Consider the following 26581-nt stretch of genomic DNA (forward strand, 5'->3'; position numbering starts at 1 on the left):
AGCATAAACCTGCCTGTGAGTGACAGGCTCTGAAAGAGTAAGGAATAAACATGATTCTGGATGCATTCTCTCTGCAGGGGAAAGTGGCTGTGGTTTCCGGGTGCGACACCGGGCTGGGTCAGGGGATGGCGTTAGGCCTGGCGGAAGCGGGCTGCGATATCGTCGGAATTAATATCGTTGAACCGACTGAAACCATCGAACGCGTGACGGCCCTGGGTCGCCGTTTCCTGAGCCTGACCGCTGACCTGCGTAAAATCGATGCCATTCCTGAACTGCTGGACCGCGCGGTGGCTGAATTCGGTCATATCGACATTCTGGTGAACAACGCCGGGCTGATCCGCCGCGAAGACGCTATCAGCTTCAGCGAGCGCGACTGGGACGACGTGATGGATTTGAACATTAAGAGCGTATTTTTCATGTCCCAGGCGGCGGCGAAGCATTTTATTGCGCAGGGGAAAGGCGGCAAGATCATCAATATTGCCTCTATGCTCTCGTTCCAGGGCGGTATCCGCGTGCCGTCTTACACCGCGTCCAAAAGCGCCGTAATGGGCGTGACCCGCCTGCTGGCAAACGAATGGGCGAAACATAATATCAACGTGAATGCGATTGCGCCGGGCTATATGGCGACGAACAACACGCAGCAGCTGCGCGCAGACGAAGAGCGCAGCGCGGCGATCCTGGAACGTATCCCTGCGGGACGCTGGGGTCTGCCGGGCGATCTGATGGGGCCGGTTGTCTTTCTGGCCTCCTCCGCATCGGATTACATCAACGGCTACACCGTGGCTGTAGACGGCGGCTGGCTGGCGCGTTAATTCCACCCGTATTAAGAACCTCTGCCCGTGGGCGGAGGTTTTTTTTGCGCAATAATTGGCTTAGTCCATATCGCTAAAGATGAAAAATCCATACTAAAAAATCACAAATGACGGCAATCACACTTTTATTGCTTAAATATTAACTGATTAGTAAAAATACGTGATTATTCGCCACGAGTTGAAATTGTAATGTCCATCACATAACCGTATGCCGTAGCGGAATAATCCATAACTTCGCGATTTCCTGCCTGACACTTTTCCTCGCTTTCTCGTAATTTCAGTTAACGAATTTTGCTGTTGAGGCAGGAAAAATATGACATCTATAAATGACTCTACCCTAATGCCCGCTGCGCTGCGCGATACTCGCCGCATGAACCAGTTTGTCTCCATTGCCGCCGCCGTGGCGGGCCTGTTGTTTGGACTGGATATCGGCGTCATTGCCGGCGCGCTGCCGTTTATTACCGATCACTTTACCCTCAGCAACCGTCTGCAGGAGTGGGTGGTGAGCAGCATGATGCTCGGCGCGGCCATTGGCGCGCTGTTCAACGGCTGGCTGTCGTTCCGTCTGGGGCGCAAATATAGCCTGATGGTCGGGGCAATTCTGTTCGTTGCCGGCTCCATTGGCTCGGCGTTTGCCGCTAACGTTGAAATCCTCCTGCTCTCCCGCGTGCTGCTGGGCGTGGCGGTGGGGATTGCGTCCTACACCGCGCCGCTTTATCTCTCCGAAATGGCGAGCGAAAACGTGCGCGGCAAGATGATCAGCATGTATCAGCTGATGGTCACGCTGGGTATTGTGCTGGCGTTCCTGTCCGACACCTACTTCAGCTACAGCGGCAACTGGCGCGCGATGCTGGGCGTGCTGGCCTTACCGGCGCTGGTGCTGATCGTCCTGGTGATTTTCCTGCCAAACAGTCCGCGCTGGCTGGCGCAAAAAGGGCGTCACGTGGAGGCGGAAGAGGTCCTGCGCATGCTGCGCGATACCTCGGAAAAAGCGCGCGAAGAGCTGAACGAAATCCGCGAAAGCCTGAAGTTAAAGCAGGGCGGCTGGGCGCTGTTTAAGATCAACCGCAACGTGCGCCGCGCCGTCTTCCTCGGCATGTTGCTGCAGGCGATGCAGCAGTTCACCGGCATGAATATCATCATGTACTACGCGCCGCGCATTTTCAAAATGGCCGGATTCACCACTACGGAACAGCAGATGATCGCAACCCTGGTGGTCGGGCTGACCTTCATGTTCGCCACCTTTATTGCGGTATTCACCGTGGACAAAGCCGGGCGTAAACCGGCGCTGAAAATCGGTTTTAGCGTAATGGCGATCGGCACGCTGATCCTCGGCTACTGCCTGATGCAGTTTGATAACGGCACGGCCTCAAGCGGGCTTTCCTGGCTTTCTGTCGGTATGACCATGATGTGTATCGCAGGTTACGCGATGAGCGCCGCGCCCGTGGTGTGGATCCTGTGCTCCGAAATTCAGCCGCTGAAATGCCGTGACTTTGGCATCACCTGTTCCACGACCACCAACTGGGTGTCGAACATGATCATCGGTGCGACGTTCCTGACGCTGCTGGACGCGATTGGCGCAGCGGGAACGTTCTGGCTCTATACGGTGCTGAACGTAGCGTTTATTGGCGTCACGTTCTGGCTGATCCCGGAAACCAAAGGCGTGACGCTGGAACATATCGAGCGCAAGCTGATGGCTGGAGAAAAACTGCGGAATATCGGCGTGCGATCGTAATGCCTGTTTAAGCGTTCAATACAAGTCAGAGTTGGTAAAATGGTTAGTAATTACAATAATAACGTAATGAAATTCACTACCAACTCTGGCAGGGTAGGATGAATAGAGGGATTTGAACTTAGGATAATTCTTAGGATAATGTATCATCGGAACACCGCTGTTATTTGCGCAACATGAAACGCATCCTAAAAAGAAGAATGTCTATGTCTGAGATGGATATCAAAAAAAGCACCGATCTTGATTTTCCCCGTTATACCTCCCCGGCAATACACGCTAAAGAAATTGATCTTTTCGGTTTATTAGCGGTCCTTTTGGCGGCCAAAAAACGCATTGTCACCATTACCCTTGCTTTTGCACTGGCGGGGCTGGCCATTTCATTTTTACTGCCGCAGAAGTGGACCAGTAAAGCAGTGATTACTCAGGCAGAATCGTCGCAGTGGAACCCGCTGCGCCAGATGATGGTAGCGTTGCAGGTACTTGACGTGGACGCGAAAATTTCCCGTCCGGAAGTCTTTGACATGTTTATTAAAAAGTTTCAGTCGCAGTCATTGCTCGAAGAGTACCTGAAATCCTCTCCTTACGTGATGTCACAACTTAAAGATGCCGAGGTGGATCCGCTTGAGCTGCATCGGGCGATAGTTAACATTTCAGACAGAATGAAAGCGGTGAATGACGCTCAGGGAAAAGACGCGGATAAAGCGCCTTTTGTCTCCTGGACATTGAGCTTCACTGCGCCGACAGCTGACGATGCGCAAGCCGTCCTGAATGGATACATCGACTATATCGCGGCTATTGTTGAAAAAGAGACGGTGCAGAATATCCGCAACCAGATCGCCCTGAAAAAGAACGTTGTTGAGCAGCAGCTGGAACTGGATCGTGTCCGTCTGACTAATATTCACAATACCAACCTGCAGCGACTGAATTATTCGCTGGAAGTGGCAAATGCCGCAGGCATTAAGAAACCGGTTTACAGCAACGGGCAGGCCGTAAAAGATGACCCGGATTACTCCGTTGCGCTCGGCGCTGACGGTATCGCGCAAAAGCTGCAGATCGAAAAAAATCTGAAGGACGTGACCGAGCTGAATGCAGAGTTCCAGAACCGGGAATACTACCTCGCACAGCTGAAAAAGCTCTCCTTTGCCGATGTTAAACTTGAGCCATTCAGGTACCAGCTTTCTCCCTCCATGCCGGTGAAAAAGGATGGCCCGGGCAAGGCTCTGATTGTCGTTCTGGCGGCGCTCCTGGGGGGCCTGTTTGCCTGCGGTAGCGTTTTACTGCGCGAGGCGATGCTCGCCCGTACTTCACCGCCGGAGCCGGTAGCGGAATAAGCTCTGCAGTTTAAAAAGGCGCTGAATACAGCGCCTTTTTTTATGTGCATCGGTTGTGTTAAAAAAGAAACACAGATAAGGAGGGATGATGAAAACGATCGGCCTGTTAGGTGGAATGAGCTGGGAATCGACAATCCCTTATTACCGCCTGATTAATGAAGGGGTAAAACAGCGTCTGGGCGGTCTGCACTCCGCCAGCCTGCTGTTGCACAGCGTTGATTTCCATGAAATCGAAGCCTGCCAGTCGAGCGGTGAGTGGGATAAAGCCGGGGAGATCCTGGCCCAGGCGGCGCTGGGGCTGGAGCGCGCCGGCGCCGAGGGAATCGTGCTTTGTACCAATACCATGCACAAAGTGGCGTCGCATATTGAGGACCGCTGCGCGCTGCCGTTTCTGCATATCGCGGACGCAACCGGGCGTGCGGTTGCGGCATCCGGAATGCGCCGCGTAGCGCTTTTGGGTACACGCTACACCATGGAACAGGATTTTTATCGTGGACGTTTGCACAGTGAATTTGGGATGGAAAGCCTGATCCCTGATGAAGCAGATCGGGCGCGCATCAATCAGATTATCTTTGACGAGCTCTGCCTCGGTACTTTCACCGAATCTTCCCGCGCGTATTACGTCAGCGTCATCGATAAACTCGCGCAGCAGGGGGCTGAAGGGGTGATCTTCGGCTGCACCGAGATCGGCCTGCTGGTGCCAGCCGAGCGAAGCCCCGTCCCGGTATTCGATACCACCGCCATCCATGCCGAGGATGCCGTGGCGTTTATGCTGTCATAACGGGTTTTGCAGGTCAGGTAAGCGAAGCGCCACCTGACGCGCGTGCTCCTTTAAGTGTTCGGTGAAAGCGTCCACCAGCGCGGAAGCCGGACGGTGCAGCGGGCGGATCAGGCTCACGGTGAATGGGACGGAGACGCTAAAGCGGCGGATGACGATCCCGCTTCCGGCATAGTCCAGCGCCGTGAGCGGATTCACCACCGCGACGCCGACGCCTGCACGTACCATCGCGCAAATCGAAGCCGCGCTGTGCGTTTCCACTACCATTCGCCGTTTGACCTGATGCTCGGCAAATAGCGTATCCAGCAGCTGTCTGTAGCTGTCGGTCTGCGACAGGCTAATGTAGTTTTCCCCGTGGAAATCCTCCGGTGTGAGCACCGCCTTACCGGCAAGCCGATGCCCTGCGGGCAGAACGCACACTTCATCTAACGAGATCAACTCCGTGCGCGCCGTTCCCGCTGGCGTGGAGAGGGTTTCGGTCAGGCCTAAATCATGGCGCTGAGCCGAAAGCCACTCTTCAAGCAGGGGGGATTCCTGAGGCACGATGGTGAGGCTGACCTCCGGGTATCGGGCCAGAAAGGGCTGCAGCAGCATCGGCAAAAACGATTGCGAAAAGACGGGCAGGCAGACGATCGACAGCTCCCCCTGGCGAAACTCGCGCAGGCTTTCCGCAGCACTCACTATTCTGTCCAGTCCGTACCAGGAGCGCTGAACTTCCTCGAACAGGCGTAACCCCTGCACAGTAGGGTGAAGCCTGCCCCGGGTGCGTTCGAACAGCTTCAGCCCCAGCACTTTCTCGAAGCGGGCCAGCTCGCGGCTCACCGTCGGCTGCGAGGTATGCAGCATCTGTGCGGCTTCGGTGAGGTTGCCGGTGGTCATCACGGCGTGAAAAATCTCGATGTGGCGTAAATTGACGGCGGGCATAGGGCACCTGAAAGCAGATTACTGTCCATATCATTTTTGCATAGACTCGCGATAAAACGATATTTTTTATTCTCTTCGCGCTGTGGCGTAATCTTCAAAACGCATTTACCCGGAGAAGACCATGCCACGCCCGCTGAACCAGACTGATACCGATTTGAACGCCGACAACCTGCTGCGCCTGCCCGCCGAGTTTGGCTGCCCGGTGTGGGTCTACGACGCGCAGATCGTTCGCGAGAAGATCGCCGCCCTGCATCAGTTTGACGTGGTGCGCTTTGCCCAGAAGGCGTGCTCCAATATTCATATTCTGCGCCTGATGCGTGAGCAGGGCGTGAAGGTGGACTCCGTCTCGCTTGGCGAAATCGAGCGCGCGCTGGTGGCCGGATTCGATCCGAAAGCCGACGGCGACGCGATCGTCTTTACCGCAGACGTGATCGACGATGCGACGCTTGCGCGCGTCCACGAACTGCAGATCCCGGTGAATGCCGGTTCTGTAGATATGCTGGAGCAGCTGGGTCAGGTTTCTCCCGGCCATCGCGTCTGGCTGCGCGTGAATCCGGGCTTTGGTCATGGGCATAGTCAAAAAACCAATACCGGCGGCGAAAACAGCAAGCACGGGATCTGGTATGCCGATATGCCTGCCGCGCTGGAGGTATTACAGCGCTACGGCCTGAAGCTGGTGGGTATTCATATGCACATTGGCTCTGGCGTCGATTACGGCCACCTGGAGCAGGTGTGCGGCGCGATGGTGCGCCAGGTTATCGATTTCGGTCAGGATCTGGAGGCGATCTCTGCCGGTGGCGGTCTCTCCATTCCCTATCGCGAAGGCGAAGAGGCGATCGATACCGATCACTATTACGGTCTGTGGAGCGCCGCGCGTGACCAAATCGCCGCGCATCTGGGTCACGCGGTGAAGCTGGAAATTGAGCCGGGTCGTTTCCTGGTGGCGGAAGCCGGCGTGCTGGTTTCGCAGGTGCGCAGCGTCAAAGAGATGGGGTCTCGCCACTTCGTATTGATTGACGCAGGTTTTAACGACCTGATGCGTCCGTCCATGTACGGCAGCTATCACCACATTACCGCCCTGGCTGCCGACGGCCGCGATTTAACGCAGGCGCCGCGGGTTGAGACGGTCGTTGCGGGACCGCTGTGCGAATCGGGTGACGTGTTTACCCAGCAGGAAGGCGGCAAAGTGGAGACCCGCGCGCTGCCAGAGGTCAAACCGGGTGATTATCTTGTGCTGCATGATACCGGTGCCTACGGGGCGTCGATGTCATCTAACTACAACAGCCGCCCGCTGCTGCCGGAAGTGCTGTTTGATAACGGCAAGGCACGGCTGATCCGTCGTCGTCAGACCATTCAGGAACTGCTGGCTTTAGAACTCATCTGATGAAAGTACGGCCCCGTTGTAACCGAATCGCGTAACACCAGCGTGCCGGTAAACGGCGGGATGGCATCGACCGGCTGGTTTTTTGCCAGCCGGATCGCCTGATCGATGGCCGTGACAATCATATTGTCGATGGGCAGATAAACCGATGAGAGCGCAGGCTCCAGCCATTTCGCGCTTGGGGCATCGTCAAAGCCGAACAGTGAAATATCCTGCGGAATTTTAAGCCCCGCCTGGTGTAACGCTTTGGACGCCCCCAGGGCCATATCGTCGTTACAGGCAAACAGGGCGCTAAAGGGCACACCGTCGGCAATCAACTCCTTGCACAGCTCGTATCCCCGCGTCATTCCTGCATCGCCGTACTTTATCCGACGCTCGTCCAGACGAATGCCGTGCTTTTCCAGCGCCTTACGGTAGCCCATCAGCCGCGCTTTACCCGTGGGGGTGTGGATCGGAACGGTGATACAGGCGATCTCACGATGGCCCTGGGCGATCAGGTAATCCACGGCCTTAAACGCGGCATCCTGCTGTTCGAAAAACACGCAGCGATCCGGCACCTGGCTCACTTCACGGTTAATGACCACCAGCGGCGTTTTCACGGTGTTCATCAGTTTGACGATCGCTTTTTCGCTCATGTAGCGCGTGTAAAGCACGATGGCATCGCACTGGCGATCGGCCAGCATCTGCACCGCCTGTTCTTCCTGTTCCGGCGCGTCGTGACCGTCGGTGACGATCAGCTGTTTTCCGTGAGTTTCCGTCTGCCGCGACGCCTGCTGGAGAAGACGACCAAAGTAAAAGCCGTCGAAGGTCGAGACGACCAGGCCAATGCTGTTGCTGGTCTGGTTAGCCAGCGAACGCGCGAGAAAGTTCGGGCGATATCCCAGCTCTTCCATCGCAGCAAAGACCTGCTGACGCGTACTCTCTTTAACCTGACCCGTGCCGTTCAGCACGCGCGAGACGGTAGCCTTCGACACGCCCGCACGCAGTGAGACATCCAGCATTGTTGCCATTCTACATTCCTGCTTCCACGTAATGGTTTGCAGTTTAACACAGACCTCACGGCGTATAGGCGATGCGGGAAGCGCAAAACTTCTGCCACGATCACGCTTTTTGGTCACGATTCGTCATGCATGCCTGAAGTAAAACTAAATAGTCTGACTCTGGTAAAATAATCGCCGAACCGAGCTGGGGCGACAGGCCAGCAAATACATGAGAAAACGCAGGTGAAACGTGAAAAAGATAGCCATCCTCCCGCTTTACCAGGCACCGAAGTATGCGGAGCAGGTGACCGACTGGCTCTGGCAGGCCTTTGGCGAAGGGCTTTCTCGGGAATTTTTCCACAGCATTATTGAGCACAGCCAGACGCCGGGAGCATTACCGCTGACCTTTATCGCCGTTGAAGACGAGCAGCTTGTTGGTACGGTAGGGCTCTGGCGCTGCGATTTGATCACCCGTCAGGATCTCTTTCCGTGGCTGGCGGCGCTCTACGTTGACGACGCGGCGCGTGGCAAGGGGCTGGCAGGAAAGCTACAGCAGCACGTTATTACCTGGGCCGCACAGGCGGGATATGAAGAATTGCACCTCTGGTCTGCCTGCCGCGACTTCTACGAACGTTACGGCTGGCAGTATATCGGTGATGGGCTGGAATACCCCAACACCCTGGTCCACCTCTACCGTTATTCGCTCTGCGCTTCCGCAGGTGATGCAACGGAGTGACGGCGAACCAGCGTCGGGCTAAACAGATGCGTAATATCCGGCGGCTGGCGCTGTTCAGCCAGAGCTAGCGCGAGCTCGGCGGCCTGCGTTGCCATGGTGATAATCGGGTAGCGCACGGTGGTCAGACGCGGGCGCACGTAGCGAGAGACCAGCACGTCATCGAAGCCAATCAGCGAAATTTCTGCCGGTACCTCAATCCCGTTGTCATTCAGCACCCCCATTGCCCCTGCGGCCATCGAGTCGTTATAGCTGGCAACCGCCGTGAAATTCCGGCCGCGACCGAGCAGCTCGGTCATGGCCTGTTCACCGCCGCTCTCATCCGGTTCACCGTAGGCCACCAGACGATCATTACACGGCAGGCCATTTTCGCGCAGGGCATCGTAGTAGCCCTGCAGGCGGTCTTCCGCATCAGAAATCGGATGATTGGAACAGAGATAGCCAATCCGGGTATGGCCCTGTTGAATCAGATGACGGGTCGCAAGCCAGGCGCCGTAGCGGTCATCGAGGGCCACACAGCGTTTTTCAAACCCGGGAATAATGCGGTTGATGATCACCATTCCGGGCATCTGCTTCATCAGGTGAATCAACTCGGCATCCGGGATCATTTTGGCGTGAACCACCAGCGCGGCGCAGCGGTGGCGGATCAGCTGCTCGATGGCCTGGCGTTCTTTTTGCTCATTATGATAGCCATTGCCGATCAGCAAAAAATTGCCCGTCTGATAAGAGACCTGTTCAACCGCTTTCACCATGGCGCCGAAAAAGGGGTCAGAAACATCACCCACCACCAGCCCAATGGTTTCGGTGGACTGCTGGGCGAGCGCGCGGGCATTGGCATTGGGATGATAATTCAGGGATTCCATGGCGGTTTGTACCGCCTGGCGCGATGCGTCACTGGCTTTTGGGGAGTCGTTAATCACTCGAGAGACGGTTGCCACCGACACACCTGCCAGACGAGCCACATCCTTTATTGTCGCCATTCATTACCTTCTTATTGGGGGTAAGCGTTTACACACCAAATAGTGTTGCGGAAAAGCGCCGCGCATTCAAGGGGAGCGGATTTCCGCTCTCCACAAACGTGACGCAGGACAACACTGGTAGTGTAATCGTTACACGCGCAGTCATGTCTGAAGAATGTCAATCTGAACCTTTGGTTACACTTTGCGTCAGGCTGTTGCGATTGTCCGATGGCAAGGATATTAGAGAGGTTGATACAGTCGAAATCCCAGAGGTATTGATAGGTGGAGTCAACTCCGGTTGATTAACACGCTTACACCAGCCTGCGTTTTTACGCAGGTTTTTTTTTGCCTGAAAGTTCAACCTGTAACAGCAATAGAAAATATTCACACCTGGTTGCACTTCGGCTCATTCCCTTGCGTTTTCCTGCTGGCGAAGCGCAGGTCGAACGACCACAATCAAGATCCCAGAGGTATTGATTGGTGAGAATTCTTAGTACGGTTTCGTACTCATCTCTTGCACCAACCTGCGCGGATGCGCAGGTTTTTTTTCGCCTCCACTTTTGCTGTCGCTCCCGTATCACTTCTCGTGTAATCTGCCACCATTTACTATCAACCCTCCACACTGGCTGGCAAAGGGAGTTGAGATGCTATTTGGGTTCTTCCGTACACTGTTCCGTATTCTTTTTCGCATCCGCGTCACTGGCGATGCCCAGGCGCTTCGCGGCGAACGCGTTCTCATCACGCCAAATCATGTTTCCTTTATAGACGGCATTCTGCTGGCGCTATTTTTACCCGTGCGCCCGGTGTTTGCGGTCTATACCTCTATCAGCCAGCAGTGGTACATGCGCTGGCTCACGCCGCTAATTGATTTTGTACCGCTTGACCCGACAAAGCCGATGATGATTAAGCATCTGGTACGTCTGGTTGAGCAGGGGCGTCCGGTGGTTATTTTCCCGGAAGGGCGTATTTCAGTGACCGGTTCGCTGATGAAAATCTACGACGGCGCGGGGTTTGTTGCAGCGAAATCAAAAGCGACCGTGGTGCCGCTGCGCATTGAAGGTGCCGAGCTAACGCATTTCAGTCGCCTGAAAGGGCTGGTGAAGCAGCGTCTGTTCCCAAAAATCACGCTGCATATTCTGCCGCCCACGTCGTTACCAATGCCGGACGCGCCGCGTGCCCGCGATCGCCGTAAAATCGCCGGGGAAATGCTGCATCAGATTATGATGGAAGCGCGCATGGCCGTGCGCCCGCGCGAAACGCTGTACGAATCCCTGCTTTCCGCGCAGCACCGCTATGGTGCGAAGAAAAACTGCATCGAAGACATCAACTTTACCCCGGATACCTATCGCAAGCTGCTGACTAAGACCCTGTTTGTGGGCCGCATTCTTGAGAAGTACAGCAAAAAGGGCGAAAAAATTGGCCTGATGCTGCCTAACGCGGGCATCAGCGCGGCGGTGATTTTTGGTGCGGTTTCCCGGGGGCGCATCCCGGCAATGATGAACTACACGGCGGGCGTGAAAGGGCTGACCAGCGCCATCACCGCGGCCCAGATTAATACCGTCTTTACCTCTCGTCAGTTCCTGGACAAAGGCAAGCTCTGGCATCTTCCCGAGCAGCTCACTCAGGTGCGCTGGGTCTTCCTGGAGGATCTGAAAGCGGACGTAACCACCGGCGACAAGCTGTGGATTTTTGCTCACCTGCTGATGCCGCGTCTGGCGCAGGTCAAACAGCAGCCGGAAGATGACGCGATTATCCTCTTCACGTCGGGATCGGAGGGCAACCCGAAAGGCGTCGTCCACAGCCACAAGAGCATTCTGGCGAACGTTGAGCAGATCAAAAGCATTGCCGACTTTACCGCGGATGACCGTTTTATGTCGGCGCTGCCGCTGTTCCACTCCTTTGGCCTGACGGTGGGGCTGTTTACGCCGCTGCTGACCGGCGCAGAAGTATTCCTCTATCCAAGCCCGCTGCATTACCGCATTGTGCCGGAGCTGGTGTATGACCGTAACTGTACTGTGCTTTTCGGCACCTCAACGTTCCTCGGCAACTACGCGCGTTTTGCTAATCCCTACGATTTCTATCGCGTGCGGTATGTGGTGGCCGGTGCGGAAAAACTGCAGGAGAGCACGCGTCAGATCTGGCAGGACAAGTTTGGCCTGCGCATTCTCGAAGGCTATGGCGTTACCGAGTGTGCTCCCGTGGTCTCGATTAACGTACCGATGGCGGCAAAACCGGGTACGGTGGGCCGAATTCTGCCGGGGATGGATGCGCGTCTGCTGGCCGTGCCGGGCATTGAGGACGGTGGCCGTCTGCAGCTGAAAGGGCCAAACGTGATGAACGGTTATCTGCGCGTAGAAAACCCAGGCGTGCTGGAGGTGCCGACGGCTGAAAAAGTCAACGGCGAGATTGAAACCGGCTGGTACGACACCGGTGATATTGTCCGTTTTGATGAACAAGGCTTTGTACAGATTCAGGGACGCGCGAAGCGCTTCGCCAAAATCGCCGGTGAAATGGTCTCTCTGGAAATGGTTGAGCAGCTGGCGACGGCCGTGTCCGCGGATAAGATGCATGCGACGGTAGTGAAGAGTGATGCCAGCAAAGGCGAGGCGCTGGTGCTGTTTACGACCGACGCTGAGCTTAAACGCGACAGGTTACTGAGCTATGCGCGTGAACACGGTATCCCTGAACTGGCGGTGCCGCGCGATATTCGCCTCCTGAAGCAGCTCCCGGTGCTGGGTAGCGGGAAACCCGATTTCGTGACCCTCAAAGGCATGGTTGAAGAGGCGGAACAGCAAAATGCGTGAGTCAGTACACACTAACACATCGCTCAGATCGAAAGGCATGATGGCCGTTATCGCCGCGCAGTTTCTCTCTGCGTTTGGTGATAACGCGCTGCTGTTTGCCACGCTGGCGCTGCTGAAGGCCGAGTTTTACCCCGACTGGAGCCAGCCGATCCTACAGATGGTGTTTGTGGGCGCTTACATTATCTTTGCTCCGTTCGTCGGGCAGGTGGCAGACAGTTTCCCAAAAGGCCGGGTGATGATGTTTGCCAACGGCCTCAAGCTGCTGGGTGCCGCCAGCATTTGCTTTGGCTTCAACCCGTTTATTGGCTACACGCTGGTGGGCATTGGCGCCGCCGCCTACTCCCCGGCGAAGTATGGCATTCTCGGGGAGCTGACCACGGGCGATAAGCTGGTGAAAGCCAACGGCCTGATGGAGTCGTCAACCATCGCCGCAATCCTGCTCGGATCCGTCGCGGGCGGCGTCCTGGCCGACTGGCATGTCCTGGCTGCACTGGGCATCTGCGCGGTGGTGTATGGCGGGGCAGTTGTGGCGAACCTGTTTATTCCTAAGCTATCTGTGGCTCGCCCGGGGCAATCCTGGCGCTTTAAACCGATGACCGGCAGTTTCTTTACCGCCTGTCGCGTGCTGTGGCGTAACGGAGAAACGCGTTTCTCCCTGATGGGAACCAGTATGTTCTGGGGCGCGGGCGTCACGCTGCGCTTCCTGCTGGTGCTGTGGGTGCCGGTGGCGCTGGGGATTACCGACAACGCGACGCCGACCTATCTGAATGCGATGGTGGCCATCGGCATTGTGGTGGGAGCAGGCGCGGCGGCGAAGCTGGTGACGCTCGAGACGGTAGCACGCTGCATGCCCGCAGGGATCCTGATTGGCGTCGTGGTGCTGATTTTCTCGCTGCAACATGCATTATTGCCTGCGTATGTCCTCCTCATTCTGATTGGTATTCTGGGCGGTTTCTTCGTGGTACCGCTGAACGCGTTGCTGCAGGAGCGTGGCAAGCAGACCGTCGGGGCGGGGAACGCCATCGCGGTACAAAACCTGGGTGAAAACCTGGCAATGCTGTTAATGCTGGGGCTCTACTCGCTGGCGGTAAAAGTGGGTGTGCCGGTGGTGGGGATTGGCGTCGGGTTTGGCGGGCTGTTTGCGCTGGCGATTGCGGGATTGTGGGTCTGGCAGCGTCGGCGCTGATAAGTGCGGCCTGATGCCCTCACCCCGGCCCTCTCCCACAGGGAGAGGGAGCAAACCCTAAAAACGGCAACGTGCGTTGCCGTTTTGCTTTTATTACGGCGCAGGATACGTATAAACCTGATGCACCGCTTCAATCTCCGCTAACACCTCTTCACTCAGGTTCAGATGGAAACTCTCAATATTGGTTTTCAACTGTTCCATCGTGGTCGCGCCCAGCAGGGTGCTGGCAACAAACGGCTGACGACGCACGAAGGCCAGCGCCATCTGGGCAGGGTCCAGACCGTGACGCTTTGCGATATCCACATAGGCGGCAACGGCTTTCTGCGTCTGCTCGCCGCTGTAGCGGGTAAAGCGGCTAAAGAGGGTATTTCGCGCCCCGGCCGGTTTCGCGCCGTTCAGGTATTTCCCCGTCAGCGTGCCAAAGCCAAGACAGGAATAGGCGAGCAGTTCCACTTCTTCATATTGCGTCACTTCGGCCAGACCAACCTCATAGCTACGGTTAAGCAGGCTGTACGGGTTCTGGATGGTGACGATACGCGGCAGATCGTGTTTATCAGCCAGGTGCAGATAGCGCATTACGCCAAAGGCCGTTTCGTTAGAGACGCCAATGTAGCGGATTTTTCCCGCGCGCTGGCACTCGGTCAGCGCTTCCAGCGTTTCCAGCAGCGTTACGGCGGGGGCACTCTCATTCCAGCTGTAGCCGAGCTTACCAAAGCAGTTGGTTGGGCGCTGCGGCCAGTGCACCTGATACAGGTCGAGGTAGTCGGTTTGCAGGCGCTTCAGGCTGGCGTCCAGTGCGGCGCGGATATTCTTACGATCGAGGATCTGATTCGGGCGGATCCCGGTATCGTTGTTGCGCGCGGGACCACTGACTTTTGAGGCAATCACCAGCTTTTCACGGTTGCCATGTTTTGCCAGCCAGTTACCGACGTAGGTTTCGGTAAGTCCCTGCGTTTCCGGACGTGGAGGAACAGGGTACATCTCCGCGACATCAATCAGGTTAATCCCCTGGCTGACGGCGTAATCGAGTTGTGCATGGGCATCGGCTTCGCTGTTTTGTTCACCAAATGTCATCGTGCCCAACCCCAGTTGGCTTATTTCAAGAGCGCTGTGGGGGATACGGTGATAATGCATAGCCGGCTTCCTCAGTAGACTTATAGACCGCGTCAGGGCGTGCCCGACAAAGGAATATAAACATGGCAGAGGGGAAGCAAAAGGGGAAGAAAAAAATCAAAAAGGCCAGCAAGCGACTGACCTCTCTCTGTTTATCGCTCGATAATTTGCGATACTTCGTCGCGATTGATCTGCATTTTATTGCCTTCCTGGTCGCGGTAGCTGACCAGACCGGTATCATCGTCGACTTCGGGTTTGCCGTCGGTCAGGATCATTCGACCGTCTTTTGTCGCCATAACGTAATCGCTGCTACAGCCCGATACGGCAAACGCTAAACCGACTGCTGAAACTAACACTGCCCATTTTTTCATCGTTATCGTCCTCATCTGGCGCGTATCAAATCATAGTTTAGTTTTAACCCGATATTGCAACAGGAGGAAGCGGTAAAATCTTAAAAAGCAGTCGATTATGTTTGGGAGCTCGCAAAAAAAGTAAAAAACTATGTTTTTAGCAGGAAATGACGGGCAAGGAGCGCGCCGGTGAAATTCTTTTTGAGATAAAAACCGCGCGGCAACGTCAGTATCGGCTCACCCTTCGCGCCGATTGCCTCGGTAAGCGCTTTGCTGTTGGCCGCTTTCGGGCGCAGCTGTAATACTTCCCCGTGTCGGGCGGTGATGCGCTCTACCTGCCCAAGCACAATCATGTCCATCAGTTCCTCCCAGTCCAGACGCAGCTGTTGCTCCTCATCGTCGTTCGGGCTCCAGAGCAGCGGCGCGCCAACGCGACGCTCAGCCAGGGGGATCTGACGCTCACCTTCAACCGGTACCCACAACACGCGCTTCAGCTTGTGGCGAACGTGGCTGGTTTCCCACGTCACGCCGGTGTTGCCGGTTAATGGCGCAACGCAGACGAAGGTGGTCTCAAGGGGCTTACCCTGGCTGTCTATGGGGATGGTTTTTAACTCCACGCCAAGCGCTGCAAAATCCTGCTCGGGTTTGCTCCCTGCGCTGGCACCCAGCCACAGCTCAAGCAGCATGCCGATCCAGCCTTTATCCCGTTTCAGATCCTTCGGGATCTGAAGCCCTGCCATTGCCGCCAGCTCGCCAAGCGAAAAGCCTGCCAGACGCTGTGCCTGCTGTAGCAACTGGCCCTCGCTGGACGGCGGTGAGAGCAAGGGTGTAAGCGGATGCATGAAGGTAACCTTTTGATTAAAAAATAAACGAAGAAATTGTCCCCTGTGGATAGAGTTTAACTATTTCTGTACCAATATTCCATGTCTATGATTTATAGGTTTTTTTATTGGTTTGAAATCGTTTCACCAGACTCAGAAAACCGGTTGTTCAAATCTGGTCACTGACAATGAACAGGATCTTACACCATGTTATCCACAGAAAAATGGGATAACTGGGCATAACCCTGACTACTGTTTCAATTTACAGCCTTGACGTGCGATGAAAATCGAATTTTCAAACAAATTGTGACTAACTTATTGGCACAATCTGTGGATAAAACCGACGCTGTTCGATCTTTCATCAGCACGACGATCCCTGATGTGATGATCGTCACGCTATTCTGTTTTTTGTGCATAAAAATACATTTAACTTTATGAAAAATATTGGATTATTTAAATGGCGCGAAAGCGTTGGTAAGGCAGGGTTTGAGGTTGTTCATCGGTAATCAGACACTTCTTCACAACTATATCCACAGAAAAGGTGAATAAAATTCCCTTCGCCGCCTCTCATCTGTTTATAACTCAGCACTTATTTGTGAGTTATTCAAATGTTATTAGGTTGCAGCCCTGTAAGAGAGTGGTTTACCGCCTCCCTGTAGTGTGAAACAATCATTCATATATAAGGTTTAGTTTGGGGTAGTCCGGTGATTGATGACGATGGCTACCGCCCGAACGTAGGAATAGTAATTTGTAATCGTCAGGGCCAGGTAATGTGGGCCCGGCGATATGGTCAGCACTCCTGGCAGTTCCCGCAAGGCGGGATCAATCCGGGAGAGTCCCCAGAACAAGCGATGTACCGGGAGCTTTTTGAAGAGGTCGGTTTAAGCCGAAAAGATGTTCGCATCCTGGCTTCGACCCGCAACTGGTTGCGTTACAAGTTACCGAAACGTTTGGTGCGTTGGGACACAAAGCCGGTTTGTATCGGCCAGAAACAGAAGTGGTTTCTGTTGCAGTTGGTGGGCAACGATTCAGACATCAATATGCAAACCAGCAGTACGCCGGAGTTCGATGGCTGGCGCTGGGTGAGCTATTGGTATCCTGTTCGTCAGGTCGTGTCATTTAAACGCGATGTTTACCGTAGGGTGATGAAAGAGTTTGCAAGTGTGGTAATGCAGCTTCAGGAGATCCCGCCTAAGCCGCAGAGCGCACCTGCCTGGCGACGTAAAAGAGGTTAAGCTACGCAAATCATGCTCACCCGCTTGCGAGAAATAGTCGAGAAGGTGGCCAGTGCTCCGCGTCTGAACGAGGCGCTGAATATTCTGGTCACTGACATCTGTCTTGCGATGGAGACCGAGGTCTGTTCGGTGTATCTGGCCGACCACGATCGGCGCTGCTATTACCTGATGGCGACCCGTGGTTTAAAAAAACCACGTGGACGCACCGTCACGCTCGCATTTGATGAAGGTATCGTGGGTCTGGTTGGGCGGCTGGCTGAACCCATCAACCTTGCTGATGCGCAAAAACACCCTAGCTTTAAATACATCCCTTCCGTAAAAGAAGAGCGCTTCCGCGCTTTCCTTGGCGTGCCGATTATCCAGCGTCGCCAGCTGCTCGGCGTGCTGGTTGTCCAGCAGCGCGAGCTACGTCAGTACGATGAAAGCGAAGAGTCTTTCCTCGTCACGCTGGCCACGCAGATGGCGGCGATCCTCTCCCAGTCCCAGCTTGCCGCGCTCTTTGGTCAATATCGCCATACGCGCATTCGTGCCCTTCCGGCATCGCCAGGCGTAGCGATTGCGGAAGGCTGGATGGACGCCACGCTGCCGCTGATGGAGCAGGTTTACGAAGCCTCAACGCTTGATGAAGCGCTTGAGCGCGAGCGTCTTACCGCCGCGCTGGAAGAGGCGGCGAATGAATTTCGGCGTTACAGCAAGCGCTTTGCCGCAGGCGCACAGAAAGAGACAGCGGCCATCTTCGACCTCTATTCGCACCTGCTCTCCGACGCGCGTCTGCGTCGTGAGCTGTTTGCGGAGGTGGATAAAGGCTCGGTCGCAGAGTGGGCGGTTAAGAAGGTCATCGAAAAATTTGCCGACCAATTTGCGGCATTGACTGACGGTTACCTGAAGGAGCGGGCTGGCGATCTCCGCGCCCTGGGACAGCGTCTGCTGTTCCATCTCGATGACACCATTCAGGGGCCGAATGCCTGGCCAAAACGGTTTGTTCTGGTCGCCGATGAGCTCTCGGCAACGACGCTGGCTGAACTGCCTCAGGACAGGCTGGCCGGTGTGGTGGTGCGCGATGGCGCCGCCAACTCGCATGCCGCCATTATGGTGCGCGCGCTGGGTATCCCAACCGTTATGGGAGCGGATATCCAGCCGTCGGTACTGCACCGCCGTACGCTGGTGGTTGACGGCTATCGCGGTGAGCTGTTGGTCGATCCTGAGCCGGTTCTGCTCCAGGAATACCAGCGCCTTATCAGCGAAGAGAATGAATTAAGCAAGCTGGCGGAGGATGACGTTAACCTGCCCGCACAGCTTAAGAGCGGAGAGCGGATCAAAGTCATGCTCAACGCCGGTTTAAGCCCTGAGCATGAAGAAAAGCTTGGCAGCCGCATCGACGGTATTGGCCTGTACCGTACTGAAATCCCGTTCATGCTGCAGAGCGGTTTCCCCTCCGAAGAGGAGCAGGTGGCGCAGTATCAGGGGATGCTGCAGATGTTTAACGACAAACCTGTCACCCTGAGAACCCTCGATGTCGGCGCGGATAAACAGCTGCCCTATATGCCGATCAGCGAAGAAAACCCGTGCCTGGGCTGGCGTGGGATCCGCATTACGCTCGATCAGCCGGAGATCTTCCTGATCCAGGTTCGTGCAATGCTGCGCGCCAACGCGGCGACGGGCAATCTCAGCATCTTACTCCCGATGGTCACCAGCATCGATGAGATCGACGAGTCCCGGCGACTGATCGAACGTGCAGGCCGTGAAGTGGAAGAGATGATCGGCTATGCGATCCCGAAACCGCGGATCGGGGTGATGCTTGAAGTGCCGTCTATGGTCTTTATGCTGCCGCAGCTGGCAAACCGTGTTGATTTTATCTCTGTCGGCACAAACGACCTGACGCAATATATTCTGGCCGTCGACCGTAACAATACGCGTGTCGCCAGTATCTACGACAGCCTGCATCCGGCGATCATTCGCGCGTTAGCGATGATTGCCCGTGAAGCGGAACAGTACGGCATTGATTTACGCCTGTGCGGTGAAATGGCCGGGGATTCAATGTGCGTTGCGATCCTGATTGGTCTGGGATACCGCCATCTGTCGATGAACGGTCGCGCTGTTGCTCGCGTGAAGTACCTGCTGCGACATATCGACATCAATGATGCCCGCGAGCTGGCTGAACGCAGCCTTGACGCGCAGCTGGCCGCTGAGGTTCGTCATCAGGTCGCGGCGTTTATGGAACGGCGCGGTATGGGCGGCCTGATCCGCGGCGGCCGCTAATCTTCTTTCTGCCTCTCCCTTTGGGAGAGGGCTCCAGCGCGCATAAAACCCTATACACATCTTTTACATCTCTGGCGCATCCTCCGCGCCCGCCTTGTGCTATGATTCGCAACTTTGGAGCCTCTGCTTACGGCAGAATCGCATTTCTACCGCTGTCCACTTTCAGCGGAATAACAACATCTTGTGGTGACAGATGAACAGTGGTTATCTGCATTTTCCGGAATTTGATCCGGTCATTTTCTCAGTAGGACCTGTTTCGCTTCACTGGTACGGTCTGATGTACCTGGTGGGCTTCATTTTTGCCATGTGGCTCGCTGGCCGTCGCGCCAGTCGTCCGGGCAGCGGCTGGACGAAAAACGAAGTTGAAAACCTGCTCTATGCGGGCTTCCTCGGCGTGTTCCTCGGTGGCCGTATTGGGTACGTGCTGTTCTATAACTTCCCGGTATTCCTGAATGACCCTCTCTATCTGTTCCGCGTGTGGGACGGCGGCATGTCCTTCCACGGCGGCCTGATTGGGGTGATCCTGGTGATGGTGATTTTTGCCAAACGCACCAAACGCAACTTCTTCCAGGTTTCAGATTTTATCGCACCGCTGATCCCGTTTGGTCTCGGCGCTGGCCGTCTGGGTAACTTTATCAACGGCGAGCTGTGGGGCCGCGTCGACCCGAGCGTGCCGTACACGATGCTCTTCCCGGGCTCCCGCGCAGAAGATATCGCGCTGCTGCCATCACACCCGGAGTGGCAGTCCATTTTCGATACCTACGGCGTTCTGCCGCGCCATATGTCTCAGCTGTACGAGCTGGCGCTGGAAGGCGTGGTGCTGTTTATCATCCTCAACCTGTTTATCCGCAAACCGCGTCCGATGGGCGCTGTCTCCGGCCTGTTCCTGATTGGCTACGGCGCATTCCGTATTATCGTCGAGTTCTTCCGTCAGCCTGACGCACAGTTTACCGGCGAATGGGTACAGTACATCAGCATGGGGCAGATCCTCTCCATTCCGATGATTGTCGCGGGTGCCATTATGATGATTTGGGCGTATCGTCGTCGTCCACAGCAACAAATTTCCTGAGGAACCATGAAACAGTATCTTGAATTGATGAAAAAAGTGCTCGACGAGGGCACGCCGAAAAACGACCGCACCGGCACCGGTACGCTCTCCATTTTTGGCCACCAGATGCGCTTCAATCTGCAAGAAGGCTTCCCACTGGTGACGACAAAGCGCTGCCACCTGCGCTCGATCATTCATGAACTGCTCTGGTTCCTGCAAGGCGATACCAACGTTGCGTATCTGCACGAAAATAACGTCTCAATCTGGGACGAATGGGCAGATGAAAATGGCAACCTGGGCCCGGTTTACGGCAAGCAGTGGCGCGCCTGGCCAACGCCTGATGGTCGCCATATTGACCAGATCACCACCGTGATGAACCAGCTGAAAAACGATCCGGACTCGCGCCGAATCATCGTTTCCGCCTGGAACGTCGGCGAGCTGGATAAAATGGCGCTGGCACCGTGCCATGCGTTCTTCCAGTTCTATGTGGCGGATGGAAAGCTTTCCTGTCAGCTCTACCAGCGCTCCTGTGACGTGTTCCTCGGCCTGCCGTTTAACATTGCCAGCTATGCGCTGTTGGTCCACATGATGGCGCAGCAGTGCGACCTGGAAGTGGGTGATTTTGTCTGGACCGGTGGGGATACCCATCTTTACATCAACCATATGGAACAGACGCATCTCCAGCTGACTCGCGAACCGCGTGCACTGCCGAAGCTGATTATCAAGCGCAAACCGGCATCAATCTTCGATTACCGCTTTGATGATTTCGAGATTGAGGGCTATGACCCGCATCCGGGCATCAAAGCGCCTGTCGCTATCTGATGCGATAAAGCGTGACACAACCGGTGCTATTTAGCGCCGGTTTTTTTTCGCCTTTATCCCATTTCCCGAAGCGCTATCCAGAAAGCGTGCAACGCGCTGCAACACTCTCAATTCTCCGGATAACGCCTCGTAAAACGAAGAACCGTCGCTCGTCATGTTCACGGTGCTTCGCCACACTCCCGGTATGAAAAAAGAGAACGGTTTTACGCTTATCGAAACGCTGGTCGCGATTTCGCTTGTCGTTATCCTCAGCGCCTCAGGGCTGTACGGCTGGGACAGCTGGCAGCGGCAGCAGCGGCTGTGGCAAACCGCCAGTCAGGTGCGAGATTACCTGCTGTTTCTGCGCAATCATGCCAACCGCTACAACCGCGACCATCAAATTACCCGTCTGCGGGTGGGAGGCATGGATTGTCTGGTGAGCTCTGCCGCGCAAGGCTGTGAGAAGGGCAGTCCCTTTGTGCTGATACCACTCTGGCCTGAGGTCGCGATCGGCGAGGTAACACCGTCGCTCGCGTTCTATGGATTAAAGGATACGGCATGGGCAGGGCGAATACGCGTTCAAAGCCGCGCAGGAGAATGGTTGATTATTGTCTCAAATGGAGGACGAATCAGGATGTGTAAGGTCTCTGCGGGAGGTTCATGTCGATGAAGCAGCGGGGTTTCTCACTGACTGAAGTTCTGCTTGCAACAGTGATTAGCAGCCTTTTGCTGATAAGCGCATCGCGTTTTTTACCCGGCTTGCAGCGGGCGGTCTTAGTGCAATCTGGCCAGAGACAACTGGAGGAAGAGGTCTGGCACCACCTGTTTGCCATGGGCAAACAGCTTCAGCGTGCGGGGTACTGCGCGGGAAACTGTCAGGGACAGGCGCTGATGACAGCCAGGCAAGGAAGTTGCGTCATTGTGCGGTGGGATGCCAACAGTAACGGCAGCTGGGATAACAGCGCATCAGAAAATGACAGCACCGGTTTTCGACTGGAGTCTGGTGCGCTTGAAACCCAGCGTGGAGCGACCTCATGTGAAGGAAAAGGATGGGAAAAGCTCACGGACCCGGACATGCTTACGATCGCGCATTTTGTGGTGAGAAAAGTGGAGCATGCCGGTTTTGCGCCAGAGGTGAATATCGAACTGGCGGCGATTAATAAAGGCGAGCAGGGGGAACCCTGGCAGGCGTTGTATACGGTCACGGGGTACAACCTGTGAATTGTCAACGCGGAATGTCTTCGCTGGCGTTGGTTCTGCTTTTACTGGTGCTCGGTACCCTGATCCTCACGGGTCTCAATCAGCAGCTCACAACCTTTAGCGCGCTCGTCGGCGGTGAGAGCCGTTCGCTTCAGCAGCAGGCGACGGTGCAGTCCGCGCTTGAGTGGGGACGAGTTCAGAGCTGGTCGTCAGAGACACAGGTTCAGTGCAAAAAGACACCGGCGTGGCGAGTGTGTTTGCGCCAGCTGAGTGGGGCGCGTGTGCTGCTGATTGCCGGAGACAGCGGCCTGCTGCTCTGGCGCGCAGGAGAAATTGTCGACGGGAAAGTTCGCTTTTCGCCTCACGGCTGGAGTGATTTTTGTCCCCTTAAGGAGAGCGCGTTATGCCAGCTGCCGTGAACAGAGAAAAAGGGTTTAGCATGGTTGAGGTACTGCTGGCGATGATGCTGCTGGTTATCGTCGTGACGGCTCTGTCGGGTTATCACCGGGCTCTGGCGGCGCGGTTTACCCTATTTAATCAGTATCGCCAGCTCTGGCACCATGTCTGGAATCAGTCTCAGCTCTCAACAAATGTTCTCCCGGCAGGCTGGCAGGCCAGTCGGGGGCAGACAACGCACGCAGGATGTGTCAGCATCACGGTCACACTTATTTCTCCTCTGGGGCGGCGCGGTGAGATAACGCGCCTGCATTGCCCGGTTAGCCAGTAGTCGGGAGCGTCTATGTTAAGGGTCTACCACTCAAATCGTCTGGATGTGCTGGAAGCGCTGATGGAATTTATCGTTGAGCGCGAGCGGCTTGACGATCCTTTTGAGCCTGAAATGGTGCTGGTGCAGAGCACCGGTATGGCACAGTGGCTGCAAATGTCGCTTTCCCGTAAATTTGGCATAGCCGCAAATATTGATTTCCCGCTCCCCGCGAGCTTTATCTGGGAGATGTTTGTGCGCGTGTTGCCGGACATCCCGGAGCAGAGCGCCTTCAACAAACAAGGCATGAGCTGGAAGCTGATGGCGCTGCTGCCGGAAATGCTGCAGCACGATGAATTCGCCATGCTGCGCCACTACCTCAATGACGATACCGATAAGCGCAAGCTGTTCCAGCTGGCGTCGCGCACCGCCGATCTCTACGACCAATACCTTGTTTACCGTTCTGACTGGTTAATTCGTTGGGAAGCAGGCGAGCTGGTTGAAGGGCTACCGGAGGCGCAAATATGGCAGGCACCGCTGTGGAAAGCACTGGTAGAGCATACGGAGAAACTTGGGCAGCCTAAGTGGCACCGTGCCAACCTGTACGATCGGTTTATCTCCATACTCGAGAATGCTCCGGAGCGCCCGGCCCGACTGCCGTCACGCGTTTTTATCTGCGGGATATCCGCATTACCGCCTGTTTATCTGAAGGCGTTGAACGCGCTGGGTAAACATATTGATATCCATATTTTGTTCACCAACCCTTGCCGACAGTATTGGGGGGATATCCTCGACGAACGTTGGCTTGCGCGGCTGGTAACTCGCCAACGAAAGCGCCTTTTTGAAGAACGTTCCGTCCCGCTGTTTAAAGACGGCTCGACTGCCGGGCAGCTTTTTGATGAAGACGGTATCCAGAACCTGCCCAATCCACTGCTTGCCTCTTGGGGGAAGCTGGGGCGTGACTACATTCACATGCTTTCAGACATCACTTCTTCAGGCGAAGGCGACGTGGATGCCTTTGTCGACATTACCCCGGATAGCCTGCTGCATCATATTCAGCTGGATATCCTCGATCTGGAAAACCGTGCCGTGATGGGCGTGACGGCGAACGAATTCGAACGCAGCGACAGCAAGCGCAAGCTGGATGCTGACGATCGCAGCGTCACGATCCATGTTTGCCATAGCCCTCAGCGTGAGGTCGAAGTGCTTCACGACCAGCTGCTGGCGATGCTGCAGGACGATCCCGAACTGACGCCACGCGATATTGTGGTGATGGTGGCGGATATCGACAGCTACAGTCCCTTCATTCAGGCTGTCTTTGGTAGTGCGACGGGCGAGCGATATCTGCCTTACGCTATCTCTGACCGTCGTGCCCGCCAGTCGCATCCGGCACTGCAGGCCTTTATCACTCTGCTTTCACTGCCGGACAGCCGCTTTATCTCCGAAGATGTCCTGGCGTTACTGGATGTTCCCGTGCTGGCTGCACGCTTCAGCATCACTGAAGAGGGGCTGCGCTACCTTCGTCAGTGGGTGAACGAATCTGGCGTTCGGTGGGGGATCGATGACGATAACGTTCAGGAGTTCGAACTTCCTCCTACCGGGCAGCATACGTGGCGTTTTGGCCTGACGCGTATGCTGCTGGGCTACGCCATGGAGAGCAGCCAGGGCGAGTGGAATGAGGTGCTGCCTTACGATGAGTCCAGCGGGTTAATAGCTGAACTGGTGGGGCATTTAGCGTCACTCCTGATGCAGCTTAACCGCTGGCGACACGAGCTGATGCAGCCGCGTCCGCTTGAAGCGTGGCTCCCGGTTTGCAGGGCATTGCTTAATGATTTCTTCCTGCCAGACAGTGACACCGAAGCGGCAATGGCACTGATTGAAACGCAGTGGCAGGCGATCATCGATGAAGGCGTGAACTCCCCCTATAAGGATGCCATCCCGCTGTCGCTGTTGAGGGATGAGCTGACGCAGCGGCTCGATCAGGAGCGAATCAGCCAGCGTTTCCTGGCTGGCCCCATCAATATCTGCACCCTGATGCCAATGCGTTCTATCCCGTTTAAAGTGGTTTGTCTGCTTGGCATGAACGACGGCGTTTATCCGCGAGCGCTGGCGCCGCTGGGGTTCGATTTGATGAGCGCAGATCCAAAACGGGGTGACCGGAGCCGCCGCGATGATGACCGCTACCTCTTCCTTGAGGCGCTCATTTCCGCCCAGAGTAAGCTCTATATCAGCTATATCGGCCGTTCCATTCAGGACAACAGCGAGCGTTTTCCCTCCGTTCTGGTGCAGGAGCTGGTGGACTATATCGGCCAGAGCCACTATCTGCCGGGGGATGAAGAGCGCAACTGCGATGAAAGCGAGCAGAGGGTGAAAGCTCATATCACCTGTTTCCACAGCCGCATGCCGTTTGACCCGGTGAACTACACGGCCAGCGAGCGCCAGAGCTATGCGCAGGAGTGGTTACCGGCAGCGAAAAAGGAGGGGAGTGCGCATACCGACTTCATACAGGAGCTTGACCCGCGCCCTGTCGATACCCTTACCTTCGAACAGCTTCAACGGTTTTGGGCGCATCCGGTGCGCGCCTTCTTCCAGCAGCGATTGCAGGTCAATTTCCGTTCTGAAGAGAGTGAAATTCCTGATGCAGAGCCCTTTACGCTGGAAGGGCTGGAGCGCTACCAGTTAAACCTGCAGCTGTTGAATGCGCTGGTTGAAGAGGAAGATGCGGACAAACTTTACCGCCGCTACCGTGCTGCAGGACAGCTGCCCTATGGGGCGTTCGGAGAAATTGTGTGGGAGGCGCAGTGTCAGGAGATGACCGCCCTGGCAGAGCGCGTAAGAGAGTGCCGACAGCCAGGAAAAAGCATTGAAATCGATCTCAACTGCAATGGTGTACAGCTCACGGGCTGGTTAACCCAGGTTCAGCCGGACGGGCTGCTGCGCTGGCGACCCTCTATGCTTAGCGTTTCACAGGGTTTGCAACTCTGGCTGGAACATCTTGTCTACAGTGCGGATGGTCATAAAGGTGAAAGTCGGATTTTCGTGCGCAAAGAGGGCGAATGGCGCTTCCCGCCGATGGAGTCTGAGCAGGCGTTACGGTATCTGTCTTTGTACATTGAGGGCTACCGTCAGGGAATGAACAAACCGCTCCTGCTACTGCCGGAAAGTGGCGGGGCCTGGATAAAAGCCTGTTATGACGCACAGAATGATGCGATGTTAACGGATGAGGCGTCACTGCAGAAAGCGCGCAGTAAATTTATGCAGGCCTACGAAGGTAACATGATGGTGCGGGGCGAAGGTGAAGATGTCTGGTATCAGCGTTTATGGCGAACGCTTGAGCCAGAGTACTTTGAGGCCATCACGGAAGAGGCGCAGCGCTACCTGCTGCCGTTGTTTAAATTTAATCAGTCCTGAGTGCTGTATAAAAATTGCGC

At 55.6% G+C, this 26581-nt stretch carries 23 protein-coding genes; 17 read left to right on the forward strand and 6 right to left on the reverse strand.

Going from position 1 to position 26581, the window contains the following annotated elements:
* The first annotated feature begins 50 nt into the window (after positions 1-50).
* The 4 genes from kduD (at position 51) to DFO52_RS13450 (ending at position 4656) form a co-directional block, all read left to right on the forward strand.
* Positions 51-812 carry a 2-dehydro-3-deoxy-D-gluconate 5-dehydrogenase KduD gene (gene kduD / locus DFO52_RS13435; RefSeq protein WP_133550550.1) on the forward strand — a complete coding sequence of 254 codons (762 nt, stop codon included), beginning with the start codon at positions 51-53 and terminating at the stop codon, positions 810-812.
* A 313-nt stretch (positions 813-1125) separates the two neighbouring features.
* Complete coding sequence (locus tag DFO52_RS13440) at positions 1126-2547, forward strand: sugar porter family MFS transporter (protein WP_029741163.1); 1422 nt, start codon at positions 1126-1128, stop codon at positions 2545-2547.
* Positions 2548-2750: 203 nt separating this feature from the next.
* Positions 2751-3875, forward strand: a complete 1125-nt coding sequence (gene wzz(fepE) / locus DFO52_RS13445) for an LPS O-antigen length regulator Wzz(fepE) (protein WP_133550551.1) — start codon at positions 2751-2753, stop codon at positions 3873-3875.
* 88 nt (positions 3876-3963) lie between these two features.
* Positions 3964-4656 carry an aspartate/glutamate racemase gene (locus DFO52_RS13450; protein ID WP_133550642.1) on the forward strand — a complete coding sequence of 231 codons (693 nt, stop codon included), beginning with the start codon at positions 3964-3966 and terminating at the stop codon, positions 4654-4656.
* On the opposite strand, the gene DFO52_RS13455 is transcribed toward DFO52_RS13450, so the two are convergent.
* Positions 4651-5577 carry a LysR family transcriptional regulator gene (locus DFO52_RS13455; protein WP_047646287.1) on the reverse strand — a complete coding sequence of 309 codons (927 nt, stop codon included), beginning with the start codon at positions 5575-5577 and terminating at the stop codon, positions 4651-4653. The two genes, DFO52_RS13450 and DFO52_RS13455, sit on opposite strands and share 6 nt — an antisense overlap.
* A gap of 121 nt (positions 5578-5698) precedes the next feature.
* On the opposite strand from DFO52_RS13455, the gene lysA reads away from it, so the two are divergent.
* Entirely contained in the window at positions 5699-6961 is a 1263-nt protein-coding gene (gene lysA, locus DFO52_RS13460) for a diaminopimelate decarboxylase (RefSeq protein ID WP_047646286.1), read from the forward strand.
* Here the strand turns inward: lysA and DFO52_RS13465 are convergent.
* Entirely contained in the window at positions 6931-7968 is a 1038-nt protein-coding gene (locus tag DFO52_RS13465; protein ID WP_029741168.1) for a LacI family DNA-binding transcriptional regulator, read from the reverse strand. The two genes, lysA and DFO52_RS13465, sit on opposite strands and share 31 nt — an antisense overlap.
* Positions 7969-8197: 229 nt before the next feature.
* Here DFO52_RS13465 and DFO52_RS13470 point away from each other — a divergent pair, with 229 nt between their 5' ends.
* Positions 8198-8674 carry a GNAT family N-acetyltransferase gene (locus tag DFO52_RS13470; protein WP_121932334.1) on the forward strand — a complete coding sequence of 159 codons (477 nt, stop codon included), beginning with the start codon at positions 8198-8200 and terminating at the stop codon, positions 8672-8674.
* Here DFO52_RS13470 and galR read toward each other — a convergent pair.
* On the reverse strand, positions 8635-9651 hold the full coding sequence (gene galR, locus DFO52_RS13475; protein ID WP_023309052.1) for an HTH-type transcriptional regulator GalR: 1017 nt from the start codon (positions 9649-9651) through the stop codon (positions 8635-8637). The two genes, DFO52_RS13470 and galR, sit on opposite strands and share 40 nt — an antisense overlap.
* A 623-nt stretch (positions 9652-10274) precedes the next feature.
* Here galR and aas point away from each other — a divergent pair.
* Entirely contained in the window at positions 10275-12434 is a 2160-nt protein-coding gene (gene aas / locus DFO52_RS13485) for a bifunctional acyl-ACP--phospholipid O-acyltransferase/long-chain-fatty-acid--ACP ligase (protein WP_133550552.1), read from the forward strand.
* Positions 12427-13620: a lysophospholipid transporter LplT gene (gene lplT / locus DFO52_RS13490; RefSeq protein WP_133550553.1), complete on the forward strand. Its 1194-nt coding sequence runs from the start codon at positions 12427-12429 to the stop codon at positions 13618-13620. The genes aas and lplT overlap by 8 nt, the downstream gene beginning before the upstream one ends.
* A gap of 93 nt (positions 13621-13713) precedes the next feature.
* On the opposite strand, the gene DFO52_RS13495 is transcribed toward lplT, so the two are convergent.
* The 3 genes from DFO52_RS13495 to mutH form a co-directional block, all read right to left on the reverse strand.
* A complete protein-coding gene (locus tag DFO52_RS13495; protein ID WP_038417288.1) occupies positions 13714-14754 on the reverse strand; it encodes an NADP(H)-dependent aldo-keto reductase in 1041 nt (346 codons plus the stop codon).
* Positions 14755-14885: 131 nt separating this feature from the next.
* Positions 14886-15104 (reverse strand): YgdI/YgdR family lipoprotein, encoded by a 219-nt coding sequence (locus DFO52_RS13500; protein WP_008499668.1) that lies wholly within the window; start codon positions 15102-15104, stop codon positions 14886-14888.
* A gap of 128 nt (positions 15105-15232) precedes the next feature.
* A complete protein-coding gene (mutH, locus tag DFO52_RS13505; protein WP_038417291.1) occupies positions 15233-15925 on the reverse strand; it encodes a DNA mismatch repair endonuclease MutH in 693 nt (230 codons plus the stop codon).
* A gap of 683 nt (positions 15926-16608) precedes the next feature.
* On the opposite strand from mutH, the gene rppH reads away from it, so the two are divergent.
* From rppH to recC, 9 genes are all read left to right on the forward strand, one after another.
* Entirely contained in the window at positions 16609-17139 is a 531-nt protein-coding gene (gene rppH, locus DFO52_RS13510; RefSeq protein WP_013098553.1) for an RNA pyrophosphohydrolase, read from the forward strand.
* 12 nt (positions 17140-17151) lie between these two features.
* Positions 17152-19398: a phosphoenolpyruvate--protein phosphotransferase gene (gene ptsP / locus DFO52_RS13515; protein WP_023309047.1), complete on the forward strand. Its 2247-nt coding sequence runs from the start codon at positions 17152-17154 to the stop codon at positions 19396-19398.
* Positions 19399-19591: 193 nt separating this feature from the next.
* Positions 19592-20467: a prolipoprotein diacylglyceryl transferase gene (gene lgt, locus DFO52_RS13520; RefSeq protein WP_023309046.1), complete on the forward strand. Its 876-nt coding sequence runs from the start codon at positions 19592-19594 to the stop codon at positions 20465-20467.
* Positions 20468-20473: 6 nt separating this feature from the next.
* Entirely contained in the window at positions 20474-21268 is a 795-nt protein-coding gene (gene thyA, locus DFO52_RS13525) for a thymidylate synthase (protein ID WP_133550554.1), read from the forward strand.
* A 184-nt stretch (positions 21269-21452) separates the two neighbouring features.
* On the forward strand, positions 21453-21917 hold the full coding sequence (locus DFO52_RS13530) for a prepilin peptidase-dependent protein (protein WP_029740488.1): 465 nt from the start codon (positions 21453-21455) through the stop codon (positions 21915-21917).
* Positions 21908-22468: a prepilin peptidase-dependent protein gene (locus DFO52_RS13535; RefSeq protein ID WP_133550555.1), complete on the forward strand. Its 561-nt coding sequence runs from the start codon at positions 21908-21910 to the stop codon at positions 22466-22468. The genes DFO52_RS13530 and DFO52_RS13535 overlap by 10 nt, the downstream gene beginning before the upstream one ends.
* Positions 22465-22866 carry a DUF2509 family protein gene (locus DFO52_RS13540; RefSeq protein ID WP_133550556.1) on the forward strand — a complete coding sequence of 134 codons (402 nt, stop codon included), beginning with the start codon at positions 22465-22467 and terminating at the stop codon, positions 22864-22866. The genes DFO52_RS13535 and DFO52_RS13540 overlap by 4 nt, the downstream gene beginning before the upstream one ends.
* On the forward strand, positions 22851-23174 hold the full coding sequence (locus DFO52_RS13545; RefSeq protein ID WP_133550557.1) for a prepilin-type N-terminal cleavage/methylation domain-containing protein: 324 nt from the start codon (positions 22851-22853) through the stop codon (positions 23172-23174). Before DFO52_RS13540 ends, DFO52_RS13545 begins: the two co-directional genes overlap by 16 nt.
* A gap of 12 nt (positions 23175-23186) precedes the next feature.
* Positions 23187-26561 (forward strand): exodeoxyribonuclease V subunit gamma, encoded by a 3375-nt coding sequence (recC, locus tag DFO52_RS13550; RefSeq protein ID WP_133550558.1) that lies wholly within the window; start codon positions 23187-23189, stop codon positions 26559-26561.
* Positions 26562-26581: the final 20 nt, after the last annotated feature.

Source organism: Enterobacter sp. AG326 (assembly GCF_004362415.1).
Classification (GTDB): domain Bacteria; phylum Pseudomonadota; class Gammaproteobacteria; order Enterobacterales; family Enterobacteriaceae; genus Enterobacter; species Enterobacter asburiae.

Bases quoted from the DNA above. Each gene is read 5' to 3' on its own strand.
- kduD (WP_133550550.1), top strand. From the start codon at position 51: ATGATTCTGGATGCATTCTCTCTGCAGGGGAAAGTGGCTGTGGTTTCC.
- DFO52_RS13440 (WP_029741163.1), top strand. From the start codon at position 1,126: ATGACATCTATAAATGACTCTACCCTAATGCCCGCTGCGCTGCGCGAT.
- DFO52_RS13450 (WP_133550642.1), top strand. From the start codon at position 3,964: ATGAAAACGATCGGCCTGTTAGGTGGAATGAGCTGGGAATCGACAATC.
- DFO52_RS13455 (WP_047646287.1), bottom strand. From the start codon at position 5,577: ATGCCCGCCGTCAATTTACGCCACATCGAGATTTTTCACGCCGTGATG.
- lysA (WP_047646286.1), top strand. From the start codon at position 5,699: ATGCCACGCCCGCTGAACCAGACTGATACCGATTTGAACGCCGACAAC.
- DFO52_RS13465 (WP_029741168.1), bottom strand. From the start codon at position 7,968: ATGGCAACAATGCTGGATGTCTCACTGCGTGCGGGCGTGTCGAAGGCT.
- galR (WP_023309052.1), bottom strand. From the start codon at position 9,651: ATGGCGACAATAAAGGATGTGGCTCGTCTGGCAGGTGTGTCGGTGGCA.
- aas (WP_133550552.1), top strand. From the start codon at position 10,275: ATGCTATTTGGGTTCTTCCGTACACTGTTCCGTATTCTTTTTCGCATC.
- lplT (WP_133550553.1), top strand. From the start codon at position 12,427: ATGCGTGAGTCAGTACACACTAACACATCGCTCAGATCGAAAGGCATG.
- DFO52_RS13495 (WP_038417288.1), bottom strand. From the start codon at position 14,754: ATGCATTATCACCGTATCCCCCACAGCGCTCTTGAAATAAGCCAACTG.
- DFO52_RS13500 (WP_008499668.1), bottom strand. From the start codon at position 15,104: ATGAAAAAATGGGCAGTGTTAGTTTCAGCAGTCGGTTTAGCGTTTGCC.
- mutH (WP_038417291.1), bottom strand. From the start codon at position 15,925: ATGCATCCGCTTACACCCTTGCTCTCACCGCCGTCCAGCGAGGGCCAG.
- ptsP (WP_023309047.1), top strand. From the start codon at position 17,152: ATGCTCACCCGCTTGCGAGAAATAGTCGAGAAGGTGGCCAGTGCTCCG.
- lgt (WP_023309046.1), top strand. From the start codon at position 19,592: ATGAACAGTGGTTATCTGCATTTTCCGGAATTTGATCCGGTCATTTTC.
- thyA (WP_133550554.1), top strand. From the start codon at position 20,474: ATGAAACAGTATCTTGAATTGATGAAAAAAGTGCTCGACGAGGGCACG.
- DFO52_RS13530 (WP_029740488.1), top strand. From the start codon at position 21,453: ATGAAAAAAGAGAACGGTTTTACGCTTATCGAAACGCTGGTCGCGATT.
- DFO52_RS13535 (WP_133550555.1), top strand. From the start codon at position 21,908: ATGTCGATGAAGCAGCGGGGTTTCTCACTGACTGAAGTTCTGCTTGCA.
- DFO52_RS13545 (WP_133550557.1), top strand. From the start codon at position 22,851: ATGCCAGCTGCCGTGAACAGAGAAAAAGGGTTTAGCATGGTTGAGGTA.
- recC (WP_133550558.1), top strand. From the start codon at position 23,187: ATGTTAAGGGTCTACCACTCAAATCGTCTGGATGTGCTGGAAGCGCTG.